The organism is Stenotrophomonas sp. PS02298 (assembly GCF_029959445.1).
Taxonomy (GTDB): domain Bacteria; phylum Pseudomonadota; class Gammaproteobacteria; order Xanthomonadales; family Xanthomonadaceae; genus Stenotrophomonas.
Genome location: NZ_JASCOR010000030.1, coordinates 22,175 through 35,462 on the forward strand (window position 1 = coordinate 22,175; position 13,288 = coordinate 35,462).

Here is a 13,288-nt window from a genome sequence, read left to right on the forward strand (position 1 = left end):
TAAGGCCGATATAAGGAGAAGAGAGTGAGCCGGCTCAGCCGGCTTCAGCCGGAGTAATGGTTTTCAACGCCAGCGCGTGGATCGCACCGCCCATCAGATCGCCCAGCGTCGCATACACCATGCGGTGGCGCGCCAACGGCATCTTGCCGGCAAATGCCTCGCAGACCACCGTGGCCTCGAAGTGCACCCCGTCGTCGCCCTGCACGTTGGCGCGGGCGCCCGGCAGGCCGGCTTCGATCAGATTTCGGATGGTCTCGGCGTCCAAAGCGCTTTCCTAATAAAATGAACCCCCATTCTACTCTCCGAGTGGCACCCGTATGGCTGCTTCCCCGCTTTCCCTGGCTACATTGCGCGACACCGATCTGGTGGCCAGTGGTCACCGTGTGTTCGAGATCGAGCGCGACGAACTGGACCGGGTCGGCGGTCGCATTGGCGCCGAGTTCGCCGCCGCCTGCCGGCTGGTGCTGGCTTCGCGCGGCCGCGTGGTGACCACTGGCATGGGCAAATCCGGGCATATCGCGCGCAAGATCGCCGCGACCCTGGCCTCGACCGGCACACCGTCGTTCTATGTGCATCCAGGTGAAGCCGGTCACGGTGATCTGGGCATGATCACCGAAGATGACGTGGTTTTGGCACTCTCTTATTCGGGTGAATCGGACGAAGTACTGACCCTGCTGCCGGTGTTCAAGCGCCAGGGCAATCCACTGATTTCCATGACCGGCAAGCCGCAATCGAGCCTGGCGCTGGCCGCCGACGTGCATCTGGACGTGAACGTGGACCACGAGGCCTGCCCGCTGGCCCTGGCCCCGACCTCCAGCACCACCGCCTCGCTGGCGATGGGTGATGCACTGGCGGTGGCCCTGCTGGATGCCCGCGGCTTCACCGCCGACGACTTCGCCCGCTCGCACCCGGCCGGCAGCCTGGGCCGACGCCTGCTGCTGCATATCACCGACGTGATGCATGGCGGTGACGACCTGCCCAGCGTCAGGGACGATGCCAGCCTCAGCCAGGCCTTGATGGAAATGAGCCGCAAGCGGCTTGGCATGACCGCCGTCGTCGATGCCCAAGGCAGACTGGTGGGCCTGTTCACCGACGGCGACCTGCGCCGTGCACTGGACACCGACCTGGACGTACGCACCGCCAGCATCGCCCAGGTGATGACCCGCAACCCGCGTACCATCGGTGCCGACCAGCTGGCTGCGGAAGCCGCGCGACTGCTGGAAACCCACAAGATCAATGGCTTGATCGTGGTCGATGGCGACAATCATCCCGTCGGCGCCCTGAACATTCATGACCTGTTGCGGGCAAAAGTCGTCTAAACCCCGCACAATCAACGATCTCGGGCCAACACCCGACCTGCCGCAACGGATCCTGCCTGCCAATGCCCTACTCGCCGCTAGCGCTTTTCCCCACCAATCTGCACGCCACCGCCAGCGCCATCCGCCTGGCCTGCTTTGACGTGGACGGCACACTGACCGACGGCCGGCTGTTCTACGACCATGCCGGCAACGAGAGCAAGGCGTACTACGTGCAGGACGGGCTGGGCCTGAAGCTGCTGCAGCAACACGGCATCCACCCGGTGCTGATCACCGCCCGCAACAGCCTGTCGGCGCAACGCCGCGGCGCCGATCTTGGCATCGACACCCAGATCGCGGTCGGCGACAAGCTGGCCAGCGTGCGCGCCTTGTGCGACCAGCACGGCATCGGCCTGGATCAGGTCGCCTTCATGGGCGACGACCTGCCCGATCTTGCGCCGCTGGGCGCGGTCGGCCTGGCGGTCGCCCCGGCCGATGCGCATCCGTGGATCGCCGAACGCGTGCATTGGCAGACCCGTGCCCAAGGCGGACGCGGCGCAGCGCGCGAGCTGTGTGACGTCCTGCTGGCCGCACAGGGCAAACTGGATGCAGTCCTGGCGAGGTTTTCCTGATGAGTTGGCGTTCAGTTCTTGGCATTGGCCTGCTGTTGGCCGCCTTGATCAGCGGCTGGTCGGCCTGGCGCAACCGCGCCAACACCGCGCCAACGGCCATTGAGCAAGGCAGTACCGACTTCACCCTGACCGACTTCGAGATCGTCACCCTGGACAAGCAGGGCAAGGAGTCGATGACGCTGCGCGCGCCGTCGATGGCGCGTAACCGCGCCGACCAGACGTCCAACATCACCAAGCCACTGTTCTTGCTGCCCGACGCGGCAGGAGAGCATTGGCGACTGAGCGCCGATACCGGCTGGGTCAGCCCCAAGGGCGAAGAACTGCGCCTGCGCGGCAATGTTGCTGGTGACAGCCCCACCGATGGCAAGACCCCACCAACCACCTTCCGTACCAGCGCGCTGGATGTTCTCGCCGAGCAGGACCTGGCGCGCACCGATGCACAGGTCACGCTGACCCGACCGGGCCTTTCGCAGACCGGTGTCGGCTTCCGCGCCAACCTCAAATCCCAGCAGTACTCACTCCTTTCCCAGGTCAAGACCCGCTATGAACCCAAAGCTGCCCGCTAAGCTCGCGTCGATCACCCTGCTCGCCGTCCTGCTCGCACCTGGCCTGGCGTGGTCCAAGGCATCGGATCGCAACCAGCCGATGACCATCGATTCCAACAACAACGACTGCAACTTCAGCGACAACGGCAAGTGCCAGTTCAGCGGCAACGTGATCATCACCCAGGGCTCGATGGAGATCCACGCTGATACTGCCGATGTGATCCGCAAGAACGGCGAAACCGAACGCGTGATCCTCACCGGCAAGCAAGCCACGCTGAAGCAGCAGATGGATGACAACACCTGGATGAATGCCCGTGCCGACAACATGGACTACAACATCAACAGCGAAATCATCATCCTGACCGGCAACTACAAGGTTGAATCCGAGCGCGGCACCAACGCCGGCCAGCGCATGGTCTACAACACCCGCAGCGGCGCGATGCAGAGCGGCGGCGACGGCACCCGCGTGCGCACCGTGATCCAGCCCAAGAACAAGGCGCCGGCAGCGGCGGGAGAGGCCAAGTAATGCTCGTTGCCCAAGGCCTGCGCAAGCGCTACAAGAACCGCGAAGTCGTCAAGGACTTCGGGCTGACCCTGGATGCCGGCGAAGTGGTCGGCGTGCTCGGCCCGAACGGTGCCGGCAAGACCACCTGTTTCTACATGATCGTCGGCCTGGTCGCCGCCGATGCCGGCAGCATCGTGCTTGATGGCAAGGACATCACCTCCGAGCCGATGTACGAACGCGCGAAGCTGGGCGTGGGTTATCTGCCGCAGGAGCCCTCGGTGTTCCGCAAGCTCAGTGTGGCCGACAACATCCGCCTGGTGCTGGAACTACGCACCGACCTGGACAGCGCCGGCCGTGAGCACGAACTGTCTTCGCTGCTGGAGGAACTGCAGATCAGCCACGTCGCCGACCAGACCGGCGCCAGCCTGTCCGGCGGTGAACGTCGTCGCTGCGAAATCGCCCGCGCACTGGCTGCAAAGCCGCGCCTGATCCTGCTCGACGAACCGTTTGCCGGCGTCGACCCGATCTCGGTCGGCGAGATCCAGCGCATCGTGACCCACCTCAAGCAACGCGGCATCGGTGTGTTGATCACCGACCACAATGTGCGCGAAACCTTGGGAATCTGCGACCGGGCGTATATCCTCGCAGAAGGCAGCGTACTGGCGCAGGGGGCACCGGAAGATCTGCTTGCCAATACCGACGTGCGCCGTGTTTACCTCGGGGACGCTTTCACCCTCTGAGTCGCAGCGCCACGCCGGGCCCTACCCCAACGGATCAGGCATGAAAGCTCGGCTGCAGACATCGATGGGACAGAACCTGGTCATGACGCCGCAGTTGCGTCAGGCCATCCGTCTTCTGCAGATGTCCAGCACCGAGCTCGAACTGGAACTGACCGAGGCGGTGGAAACCAATCCACTGCTGGAATGGGCCGAGAACTCCGAAGGCGCCGACGGCGACGAGGCTCCCGCAGGCAGCGCCAACGATGATGCCCCGATCGATCCCGCACAAGGCGACATCAACGCCGATGGCGAAGATTGGGATGGCGGCGACGAAGACTGGAGCAGTGGTCGCTCCGGCTCCTTCGATGGCGACGAAGACAACGAACGCGAACAGGCCGAGGACGGCGATACCCTCGCCGATCACCTGCTGTGGCAGCTGCACCTGACCCATCTGGGGCCGTGTGATCGCGCCATCGGCGTGGCCTTGATCGATGCATTGGATGAAGACGGTTATCTGCGCGAGCCCTTGTCGGCAATCGCGCAGACACTGCTGCCTGAAACCCATGCCGACGAAGATGAGATCCTGGCGGTATTGCGCCAGATCCAGCGCTTTGACCCGGCCGGGGTTGGCGCACGCAGCCTGGGCGAGTGCCTGAGCCTGCAGCTGGACGTACTGCCCTGCCAAACCCCTGCCCTTGCCCTGGCCCGGCGTATCGCCGATGGCCCACTGGAGCGCTTGCCGCGCGCCGGCATCAGCGGCATCGCGCAGGAACTGAAACAGCCTGTTGCCGACGTCGAAGAAGCCGTGCAGCTGCTGCGCTCACTCGATCCGCGCCCGGGCAAGCAACTGGGGCAGATGACGTCTGACACCTACGTCGTGCCCGATTGCGTGGTCTGGCGCCAGCGCGGCATCTGGCGCTGTGCGCTGGCCGGGCACGCTGGCCCCAGGGTGGTCATCAATCAAAGCTACGAACAACTGATCCGCCGCTGCGGCGATGCCGACGCCAGCTATCTGCGCGCACAGCTGCAGGAGGCACGATGGCTGTTGAAGAGCCTGCAGGCCCGTGGCGAAACCCTGCTGCGGGTGGTCAACAGCCTGCTGCATCACCAGGCCGGCTTCCTGGAATTCGGCGAACAGGCACTGCGTCCGCTAACGCTGCGTGAAATCGCCGGTGAGCTGGAACTGCACGAATCCACCATTTCGCGCGCCATCGCCCGCAAGTACGTGCGCACCCCGCGCGGCACCCTGCCGCTGCGCGCCTTCTTTGCCTCCGGCATCGATACCGAAGGCGGTGGCGAGGCTTCCAGCACCGCCATCCAGTCGATGATCCGTAACCTGATCGATGCGGAAAACCCGCGCAAACCGCTTTCTGACGCCAAGCTGGCTGAAATGCTCAAAACCAGTGGCATACCGGTAGCGCGCCGCACCGTTGCGAAGTATCGTGAGGCCATGAACATCTGTGCCTCTCACGAACGCGTCCGCATCGCCTGAAGCATTCGTTGAGCAGCGCAGGGTTCATTAGGCAACCCCGAACCACAGGAGGAATCCGATGCGTATCGAGACGTATGGCCAGCAAGTTGAAGTCACGCCTGCCCTGAAGGAGTACGTGGAAACAAAGCTGGAGCGGCTGGGTCGACACTTCGACCAGCACTGCGAAGTACGAGTCCAGTTGTCCACCCGCAAGCCTGACTACCTCGTCGTCGCCACGGTGAATTTACCCGGGCGCACCTTGCACGCCGATGCTGCCGAACCCACCATGTACGCAGCCATCGACGTCTTGGCCGACAAGCTCGACCGACTGGTCATAAAGCACAAGGAAAAGCATCTTCCCCACGCATCGCATGCTCTGCGCGACAATGGCTGATCTTTACACCCAGCCGTAAGCCCAACATGCCGTTGACCGACCTGATGGCGGCCGTGAGTACCCAGGTACTCGCGGTCGCTGATCGAGACAGCACCCTGATAGCCGCCTCCCGCCTTCTCGCCTGTCGTGAAGCCGGCGCGGACAGCCTGTTTTTAAGCCTGCGCGAACGTGAAAACGTCGGCAGCACCGCCATTGGCCACGGCATCGCCATTCCCCACGGGCGCTCGGAAACCCTGCAGGAACCTCGCGGCGCCCTGCTACGGCTGCAACAACCCGTTGATTTCGGCGGCGACGAACCGGTGGATCTGGTGTTCGCCATGGCCGTACCCGCGCATTACACCCACCAACACCTGATGCTGTTGTCGGAGCTGGCGGAAATTTTCTCCGACCCCGACATCCGCCAGGCACTGCGCATTGCCCCCGATGCGCAGACCCTCAAGAACATCATCATCAACCCGCAGCAGGCGCGTAGCGGATGAATACCAGCATCACCGCCCAGGAACTCTTCGACCAGCAGCGCGAGAAGCTCGACCTGCGCTGGGTCGCCGGCCATGCCGGTGCGCAACGTGAGCTGGAGGCTGGCAATACCGTCTCGCGGCGGCCCTCGCTGGCCGGCTATCTCAACACCATCTACCCGAACAAGGTGCAGATCCTCGGCACCGAGGAACTGACCTGGCTGGACTCCCTGGATGCCCGCCAGCGCTGGGAAGTGATCGAGCGCATCATCCAGGCGCGGCCATTGGCGCTGGTGATCACCAAAAGCCATGGCTGCCCGGAAGACCTGCGCTCGGCCGCCGACGAATCGCAGACCCCGTTGTGGGTGTCGCCACGCCGCGGCCATGAGCTGCTCAACCACATCAGCTACCACCTGGCCCGCACGCTGGCGCCGCGGGTAATCCTGCATGGCGTATTCATGGAGATCTACTCCATCGGCGTGCTGATCACGGGTGAGGCAGGCTCAGGCAAGAGCGAGCTGGCACTGGAACTGCTGTCCCGCGGCCACCGCCTGGTCGCCGACGATGCCCCCGAATTCACCCAAATTGCCCCGGACGTGCTCGACGGCACCTGCCCGGAGCTGCTGCAGGACCTGCTGGAGGTGCGCGGGCTGGGCGTGCTGAACGTGCGCCAGATGTTTGGTGACACTTCTGTAAAGAAGAACAAGTATCTTCGCCTCATCGTCCACCTGACCAAGCCGATGACCGAGCCCAGCAGCTACGGCTATGAACGCCTCACTGGCGATTCGGGCAAACGCCATGTGCTGGACCTGGACGTGCCGCTGATCACCCTGCCGGTGATGCCCGGTCGCAACCTGGCAGTGCTGACCGAGGCCGCCACCCGCCTGCACATCCTGCGCACCAAGGGCATCGACCCGGCGGCGATGTTCATCGCCCGCCATAGCAACCTGCTGGAGCAACGTAGTTCATGAGTGCGCACCCTGCATCGGTACTGATCATCGTCAGCGGCTTGTCCGGCTCGGGCAAATCGGTGGCCTTGAAGACCTTTGAAGACCTCGACTACTACTGCTCGGACAACATCCCGGTAAACCTGCTGCCGGAGTTCGTGCGTGGCGTGCTCGGCGAACGCGATGAGAACCGGCCGGAGCGGGTGGTGGTCGGCATCGACGTACGCGGCCGCAGCGACCTGAGCCAGCTGTCCACATGGCGCAAAACCGCACTCAATTACGGTATCGACGCACGCCTGCTGTTCTTCGAAGCGGACGACGACACCTTGCTGGCCCGCTACGCCGACACCCGTCGCCGGCACCCGCTGAGTCACCTGGGCCTGTCGTTGCCGGAGGCCATCACCCGCGAGCGCGAGCTGACCGCCCCACTGCGGCGCGAAGCCGATGCCATCATCGATACCACCCGCCTCAACGTGCACCAGCTGCGGCGCCGGGTAATCACCGAGTTTGCGCTCAGCCATGAAAGCAAGCTGTCACTGCTGTTCGAGTCCTTCGCCTACAAGCGTGGCGTGCCGGCCGAAGCCGACTTCGTCTTCGACGCGCGGGTACTGCCCAATCCGCACTGGGACCCGGAACTGCGCTCGCTGACAGGGCGCGACCGCGAGGTTCGCGAGTATCTGGACGCCCAGCCCGAGGTGGTGCGCTACGTCACCCAGCTGCAGGATCTGCTCGACACCTGGCTGCCCAAGCTGAGCGGCGAGACCCGCAGCTATGTCACCGTGGCCTTTGGCTGCACCGGCGGCAAACACCGCTCGGTCTACTTGGCCGAACGCCTCGCCCGACACGCACGTGAGCAGGGCTGGCAGGACGTGGCCACCTTCCATCGCGAACAGGACTGAGCGGGCGCTTGCGCGCCAGGCGCGCAAGCCCTGAATGGCACACAGAAGACAGTTTTAAGCGCTATCGCGGACTCACCCTGACCTGTTAACGTTCAAGGATGACCTGCGGCATTCTTCTAGTTACTCATACCGGTGTCGGCACTTCCCTGCTGGAAGTGACGACCGCCTTGTTGCGGCAACTGCCGCTGAAAACAGAAGCGTTCGAAGTGCCGTTCGACGCCGACCTGGATGCCCTGCTGCCTGCCGCCTCTGCGGCGATGCGGCGGGTGGAAGGTGAAGGCGGCGTGTTGATACTGACCGATCTGTATGGCGCCAGCCCGAGCAACCTTGCCGGCAAACTGGCGCGCCTGGGCACGCCTACCAAGCGCGTATCGGGATTGAGTCTGGCGATGTTGCTGCGGGTAATGAACTATCCGGAACAGGGATTGGACCAACTGCCCGCCACTGCGGCGGCGGGCGCTCGCAATGGAGTCATCACCGACGATGCTTGAACAAGAACTCATGGTTTCCAACCGGCTGGGGCTGCACGCCCGGGCCACCGCCAAACTGGTGCAGGTGCTGTCCGCCTTCCGCTCCAACGCCACGCTTGTGGCCAAGGGCCGCGAGGTCAACGCCAAGAGCATCATGGGCGTGATGCTGCTGGCCGCCGCCCAAGGCACGCCGGTGACGGTGCGCGTGGACGGCGAAGATGAAGCTGCCGCACTGGAGGCAGTTGCCGCACTGTTCGAGCGCCGTTTCGACGAGGACAGCTGATGGCGCAAGCCGCGCACGCAGCTGCAGGCATGCCCAGGAGCTTGCAGTGGTGACTCGTCTAACGGGCTTGCCGGCTTCCCGTGGCTCTGCCTTGGGCCGCGCCCGCGTGCGTCTGCCGCATGTCCAGGACATTGGCGAAAAGCGCGTCGCTGCCGCTGCAGTGGAACACGAGCTCGAACGCCTCCACCGCGCCACCGACGCGGCCCGCCAGGAAATGCGCGAGCTGCGCACCCGCCTGCAAGGTGCATTGCCGTCCGAGGTCGGTGAGTTCCTCGAACTGCACGCCATGCTGCTGGACGACCCTGAACTGCTGACAGGGCTCGACGAGCTGGTACGCAGCAAGCGCTACAGCGCCAGCCACGCCCTGCGCGTGCAACGCGACCGCCTGGCGCAGGTGTTTGAAGGCATGGAAGATGCCTACCTGAAAAGCCGGATGGACGATCTGGACCATGTGATCGGTCGCATCCAGTCCTTCCTGCACAAACGCACCACCACCATGAAGGGGCTGGCCGGCGAGATCCTGGTCTGCGAGAACGTCGCTCCATCGGAACTGGCGCAGCTGCAGGCGCAGGGCGTGGTCGGCATCGTCAGCAGTGCCGGCAGCGTGCTTTCGCACAGCGCCATCCTCGCCCGCAGCCTGCATATGCCGCTGGTGGTGGCCGCCAGTGCGGTGCTGCAGAAGGTCAGCGATGGCGACGTACTGATCCTGGACGGCGTCAGCGGCGAGATCGTGGTCGATCCAGCCCCGGACGACCTGCGCCAGTACCGCAGCCGACAACGCGAGCTGGCCCGCGAGCAACGCGAACTTGGCCGCTTGCGGGCCAAGCCCACCCGCACCCTGGATGGCGCGGAGATCACCCTGCTCGCCAACGCCGAATCGCATGACGACGTCGCCCAGGCGCATGCGCTGGGTGCCCGCGGACTGGGCCTGTACCGCACCGAATTCCTGTTCATGCAGCGCAACCAGCTGCCTGACGAAGAAGAGCAGTTCCGCGCCTACCGCGACACCGTGCTGGGCATGAGCGGGCGTCCGGTCACCATCCGCACCCTGGACCTGGGTGCGGACAAGGCCGACCGCACCGGCCTGGTACTCAGCAGCGAAGAAAACCCTGCACTGGGCCTGCGTGGCGTGCGCCTGTCGCTGGCCCGTCCGAAAGTCTCCGACACCCAGCTGCGGGCAATCCTGCGTGCCTCCGGCTACGGCCCGCTGCGCATCCTGGTGCCGATGCTGACCACCCGTGAGGAAATCATGGCGGTACGGCGACGGCTGTCGCGGCTGGCCGCAATCCTGCGCAATGACGGCCATGAGGTGGCGGAGAACATTCCGGTCGGGGCGATGATCGAAGTGCCGGCAGCCGCAATCGCACTGGAAACCTTCATCGACCAGGTCGACTTCCTGTCGATCGGCACCAACGATCTGGTCCAGTACCTGCTGGCCGCCGACCGCAACAATGACGCCGTGGCCGAGCTGTATTCGCCCCTGCATCCGGCCGTGCTGCGGCTGCTGTACCAGGTGATCGAAACCGCGCAGCGGCATGAAACCCCGGTAGCGGTCTGCGGTGAAATGGCAGGTGACGCGCGCATGACAGCCCTGCTGCTGGCCTTGGGACTGACTGAATTCAGTCTGCACCCGGCCACGCTGCTGGAAGTGCGGCGCGCCATCCGTGAAGTGAACCTGGCCGAGCTGCGCCTGCAGGCCCCGCAATTGCTGGCTGCACGCGACCGCCGCGGCATTGAACGCTGGATCACCGGCAGCGTCGGAAACTGATTCCGGGCGCAACGGTTGTATGCAAGCCCGCGCGTCGCACGTGATAATGGCGGGCTAAACACCGCCGTTGGCGCCCAGTCGCCACGGACAGCGGCCATCACCACACCGGGAGCTGCGCATGGCTGAAGCCGTACGCCACGACAAGACCGCACGCCAGCTGCGCCTGCTTTCCGATGCATTGGACAGCGGCCGCCTGGGGCCGGTGCGTCGCCTGGTCAACACCTTGTCGCCAGCCGAGATCGGCAACCTGCTGGAATCGCTGCCACCGGGCAAGCGTGAGGTGGTGTGGGGCTTGGTCGACCCAGAGGACGACGGCGAGGTCTTGGTGCATGTCGGTGAAGACGTGCGCGAAAGCCTGCTGGCGGACATGGACGCGGACGAGATCATCGCCGCGGTCGAAGACCTGGACATCGATGACCTTGCCGATCTGGTCGAGGACCTGCCTGACACAGTCATCGACGAAGTGCTCAAGTCGATGGATCGCGAGAACCGCGAGCGGCTTGAGCAGGTGCTGTCCTACCCGGAAGACACCGCCGGCCGCCTGATGAACCCGGACGTGGTCACCGTGCGCGCCGACGTCAATGTCGACGTGGTGCTGCGCTACCTGCGCCTGCGCGGCGAGCTGCCCGACCACACCGATCATCTGTTCGTGGTCAGCCGTCGCCACCAGTACCTGGGCCGGTTGTCGCTGGCCTCGCTGGTCACCCATGAAGACACCACCCCGATCAACCGCCTGATCGACGACGAACAGCCGGCCATCGACGTGGGCGAAAGCGCCGACGAAGTGGCCCGCCAGTTCTCCGATCATGACTGGGTCTCGGCACCGGTGGTGGATGACAACAACATCCTGATCGGTCGCATCACCATCGATGACGTGGTCGACATCATCCGCGGCCAGGCTGATCACCAGGCCCTTGGCGCGGCCGGTCTGGACGAAGACGAAGATCTGTTCAGCCCGGTCTGGCGCGCCATGCGCCGTCGCCTGATGTGGCTGTCGGTCAACCTCTGCACGGCCTTCCTTGCTTCCAGCGTGGTCGGCCATTTCGAGGGCACCATCGACAAACTGGTGGCGCTGGCGGTGCTGATGCCGATTGTCGCCGGCTTGGGCGGCAATGCTGGCACCCAGGTGCTGGCGCTGATGATCCGCGGTCTGGCACTGGGCCAGGTCGGCGCCTCCAATGCCCGCACCCTGCTGTGGAAAGAACTGCGCGTGGCCCTGCTCAACGGCGTGGTACTGGGCACCGTGCTTGGCCTGATCGTGCTGGCGTGGTTCCACATGCCGGGGCTGTCGCTGGTGATTGCGATCGCGCTGACCTTCAACCTGCTGTTCGCCGCATCCGCCGGTGTACTGGTGCCGTTGACGTTGAAGCGGCTGGGATTCGACCCGGCCCTGGCCAGTGGCATCTTCCTCACTGCGGTCACCGACTCGATGGGCTTCTTCACCTTCCTCGGCCTCGCCACGCTGGTGCTGCTGCACTAGTCACAGAGCCGTAGCCCGGGTAAGCGCAGCGCACCCGGGAGCTCTTCGCGGAAAGCCCCGGGTGCGCTCACGCTTACCCGGGCTACACTTCACCGCTCTTTTTTCTGGCCTTACCCATGACCATCACCGTCAACGACTACTACCAGACCGGCTGGCGCGAAGAGCTGCACAGCTGCCCCGCCTGCGAATGGAAAGGCAACTCGCGGCAGATGGAAATGGAACTGCACGACGAGCAGACCGAATACGCCTGCCCCGAATGCGAGTACCCACTGTTGGTAGTACAACACCCGGACCTGACCCAGGTGCAGGCCGCCGCCGCAGCCGGCAATGAAGAAGCCCAGCAGCAGCTGGCAATCCTGGCGATGGCACCGCGCGGCTAAGCGCCTGCACCGGAGCCCCCTACCGATTCGCCGCGGCCCCGGCTACGCTGGCCTCCACATCGCTGCGGGGGGACGTATGCGTTATCTGCTTTGTATTGCCCTGGCGTTGGCCTGCGCCAACGCACTTGCTGACGGACCCGACGATCCAGTCAGGCTCAGCACCTCACAGATCTACTCACGGCCCGGTGAGCCAGCGCTGGGCAAGGAGTTGCGCGCTTCCGTGCAGGAGGCCGGCGCTCTGAATCTGAAGGGCGAGCATGCCCAGGCCAAAGCCCTGCTGCTTGATGCCGCACGACAATGTGACGCTTACCGTGCGGCGCCAGGACGACGTTCGCTGAGCTTCCGCACACAGCGCCAGTACGAGCTTTACCTGCGCGAGCATGGCGACGGCGAGCCCATCGACTGGCTGGACAGCGCCTGTGCCAACGTCTACATCCAACTGGGCTACATCGCGGTGGAACTGCGCGATGTAGCACAGGCAATACAGTGGCTGGACAAGGCCCATGCCACCGCGCCTTACGAACCCGAAGCACTGACCGAGCGTGGCGCGGCGCTGAACATCAGCAAGGATTGGACCGCTGCACTGAGCAGCTACCAACAGGCACTGGCACTGACCCGCAACCACCCTGAAGCAGCGTACGCCGAGGCGCTGGCACTGCGCGGAACCGGTTATGCCCTGATCGAACTGGGCGACCTGGACGCAGCCCAGACAGCCTACGAAGACTCATTGGTGCTGGAGCCGGGGAGTAAAGTCGCAGAGAACGAACTCACCTACATCCGCCAGCAGCGCAAGCGCCAGGCAGGAAAGCCGTAACAACAGTAGTGCCGAGCCATGCTCGGCAGAGGCTCTACCGGTAATGCGCCAGCCGAGCATGGCTCGGCTCTACAGTCAGGCTATTCCGCAATGCCAATCAGCTTGCAGGAGCGGCGTAAGCCGCGAAGCTGACACTGCCTGAAAAGCCACAAAAGCCCCCCCCTCCCCAACCCTCCCCCGGGCCCGGGGGGGCGAAGCGGGGGGGGGGGGCGCCGCCGCGCCCGGGGCGGG

General features: G+C 64.7%; 17 protein-coding genes. 16 read left to right on the forward strand and 1 reads right to left on the reverse strand.

Annotated elements, in window-relative coordinates; all coding sequences use genetic code 11:
* Positions 1-34: 34 nt before the first annotated feature.
* A complete protein-coding gene (locus tag QMX78_RS06925; RefSeq protein WP_282267850.1) occupies positions 35-265 on the reverse strand; it encodes a BolA family protein in 231 nt (76 codons plus the stop codon).
* Between the two features lie 52 nt (positions 266-317).
* On the opposite strand from QMX78_RS06925, the gene QMX78_RS06930 reads away from it, so the two are divergent.
* The 16 genes from QMX78_RS06930 (at position 318) to QMX78_RS07005 (ending at position 13,057) form a co-directional block, all read left to right on the forward strand.
* Positions 318-1,319, forward strand: a complete 1,002-nt coding sequence (locus QMX78_RS06930; protein WP_282267852.1) for a KpsF/GutQ family sugar-phosphate isomerase — start codon at positions 318-320, stop codon at positions 1,317-1,319.
* Positions 1,320-1,381: 62 nt separating this feature from the next.
* Positions 1,382-1,927 carry an HAD hydrolase family protein gene (locus tag QMX78_RS06935; RefSeq protein ID WP_282267853.1) on the forward strand — a complete coding sequence of 182 codons (546 nt, stop codon included), beginning with the start codon at positions 1,382-1,384 and terminating at the stop codon, positions 1,925-1,927.
* The gene (gene lptC, locus QMX78_RS06940) at positions 1,927-2,493 is read left to right on the forward strand and encodes an LPS export ABC transporter periplasmic protein LptC (RefSeq protein ID WP_282267855.1); all 567 of its coding nucleotides are present in this window, start codon (positions 1,927-1,929) and stop codon (positions 2,491-2,493) included. The genes QMX78_RS06935 and lptC overlap by 1 nt, the downstream gene beginning before the upstream one ends.
* A complete protein-coding gene (gene lptA / locus QMX78_RS06945; protein ID WP_282267857.1) occupies positions 2,471-2,998 on the forward strand; it encodes a lipopolysaccharide transport periplasmic protein LptA in 528 nt (175 codons plus the stop codon). The genes lptC and lptA overlap by 23 nt, the downstream gene beginning before the upstream one ends.
* The gene (lptB, locus tag QMX78_RS06950) at positions 2,998-3,717 is read left to right on the forward strand and encodes an LPS export ABC transporter ATP-binding protein (RefSeq protein WP_282267859.1); all 720 of its coding nucleotides are present in this window, start codon (positions 2,998-3,000) and stop codon (positions 3,715-3,717) included. The genes lptA and lptB overlap by 1 nt, the downstream gene beginning before the upstream one ends.
* Positions 3,718-3,757: 40 nt before the next feature.
* Entirely contained in the window at positions 3,758-5,188 is a 1,431-nt protein-coding gene (locus QMX78_RS06955) for an RNA polymerase factor sigma-54 (protein ID WP_282267860.1), read from the forward strand.
* 58 nt (positions 5,189-5,246) lie between these two features.
* Positions 5,247-5,561 (forward strand): ribosome-associated translation inhibitor RaiA, encoded by a 315-nt coding sequence (gene raiA / locus QMX78_RS06960; RefSeq protein WP_282267862.1) that lies wholly within the window; start codon positions 5,247-5,249, stop codon positions 5,559-5,561.
* A gap of 26 nt (positions 5,562-5,587) precedes the next feature.
* A complete protein-coding gene (locus QMX78_RS06965; RefSeq protein WP_282267864.1) occupies positions 5,588-6,040 on the forward strand; it encodes a PTS sugar transporter subunit IIA in 453 nt (150 codons plus the stop codon).
* Positions 6,037-6,987 carry an HPr(Ser) kinase/phosphatase gene (hprK, locus tag QMX78_RS06970; RefSeq protein WP_282267866.1) on the forward strand — a complete coding sequence of 317 codons (951 nt, stop codon included), beginning with the start codon at positions 6,037-6,039 and terminating at the stop codon, positions 6,985-6,987. The genes QMX78_RS06965 and hprK overlap by 4 nt, the downstream gene beginning before the upstream one ends.
* Entirely contained in the window at positions 6,984-7,862 is an 879-nt protein-coding gene (gene rapZ / locus QMX78_RS06975; protein WP_282267868.1) for an RNase adapter RapZ, read from the forward strand. Before hprK ends, rapZ begins: the two co-directional genes overlap by 4 nt.
* A 98-nt stretch (positions 7,863-7,960) precedes the next feature.
* On the forward strand, positions 7,961-8,353 hold the full coding sequence (locus QMX78_RS06980) for a PTS fructose IIA subunit family protein (protein WP_282267870.1): 393 nt from the start codon (positions 7,961-7,963) through the stop codon (positions 8,351-8,353).
* Complete coding sequence (locus tag QMX78_RS06985; RefSeq protein WP_282267872.1) at positions 8,346-8,615, forward strand: HPr family phosphocarrier protein; 270 nt, start codon at positions 8,346-8,348, stop codon at positions 8,613-8,615. Before QMX78_RS06980 ends, QMX78_RS06985 begins: the two co-directional genes overlap by 8 nt.
* 46 nt (positions 8,616-8,661) lie before the next feature.
* On the forward strand, positions 8,662-10,383 hold the full coding sequence (gene ptsP / locus QMX78_RS06990) for a phosphoenolpyruvate--protein phosphotransferase (RefSeq protein WP_282267874.1): 1,722 nt from the start codon (positions 8,662-8,664) through the stop codon (positions 10,381-10,383).
* Positions 10,384-10,501: 118 nt separating this feature from the next.
* Complete coding sequence (mgtE, locus tag QMX78_RS06995; protein ID WP_282267877.1) at positions 10,502-11,863, forward strand: magnesium transporter; 1,362 nt, start codon at positions 10,502-10,504, stop codon at positions 11,861-11,863.
* A gap of 116 nt (positions 11,864-11,979) precedes the next feature.
* Positions 11,980-12,243 carry a hypothetical protein gene (locus QMX78_RS07000; RefSeq protein ID WP_282267879.1) on the forward strand — a complete coding sequence of 88 codons (264 nt, stop codon included), beginning with the start codon at positions 11,980-11,982 and terminating at the stop codon, positions 12,241-12,243.
* A 76-nt stretch (positions 12,244-12,319) separates the two neighbouring features.
* Positions 12,320-13,057 carry a hypothetical protein gene (locus QMX78_RS07005; protein WP_282267882.1) on the forward strand — a complete coding sequence of 246 codons (738 nt, stop codon included), beginning with the start codon at positions 12,320-12,322 and terminating at the stop codon, positions 13,055-13,057.
* Positions 13,058-13,288: the final 231 nt, after the last annotated feature.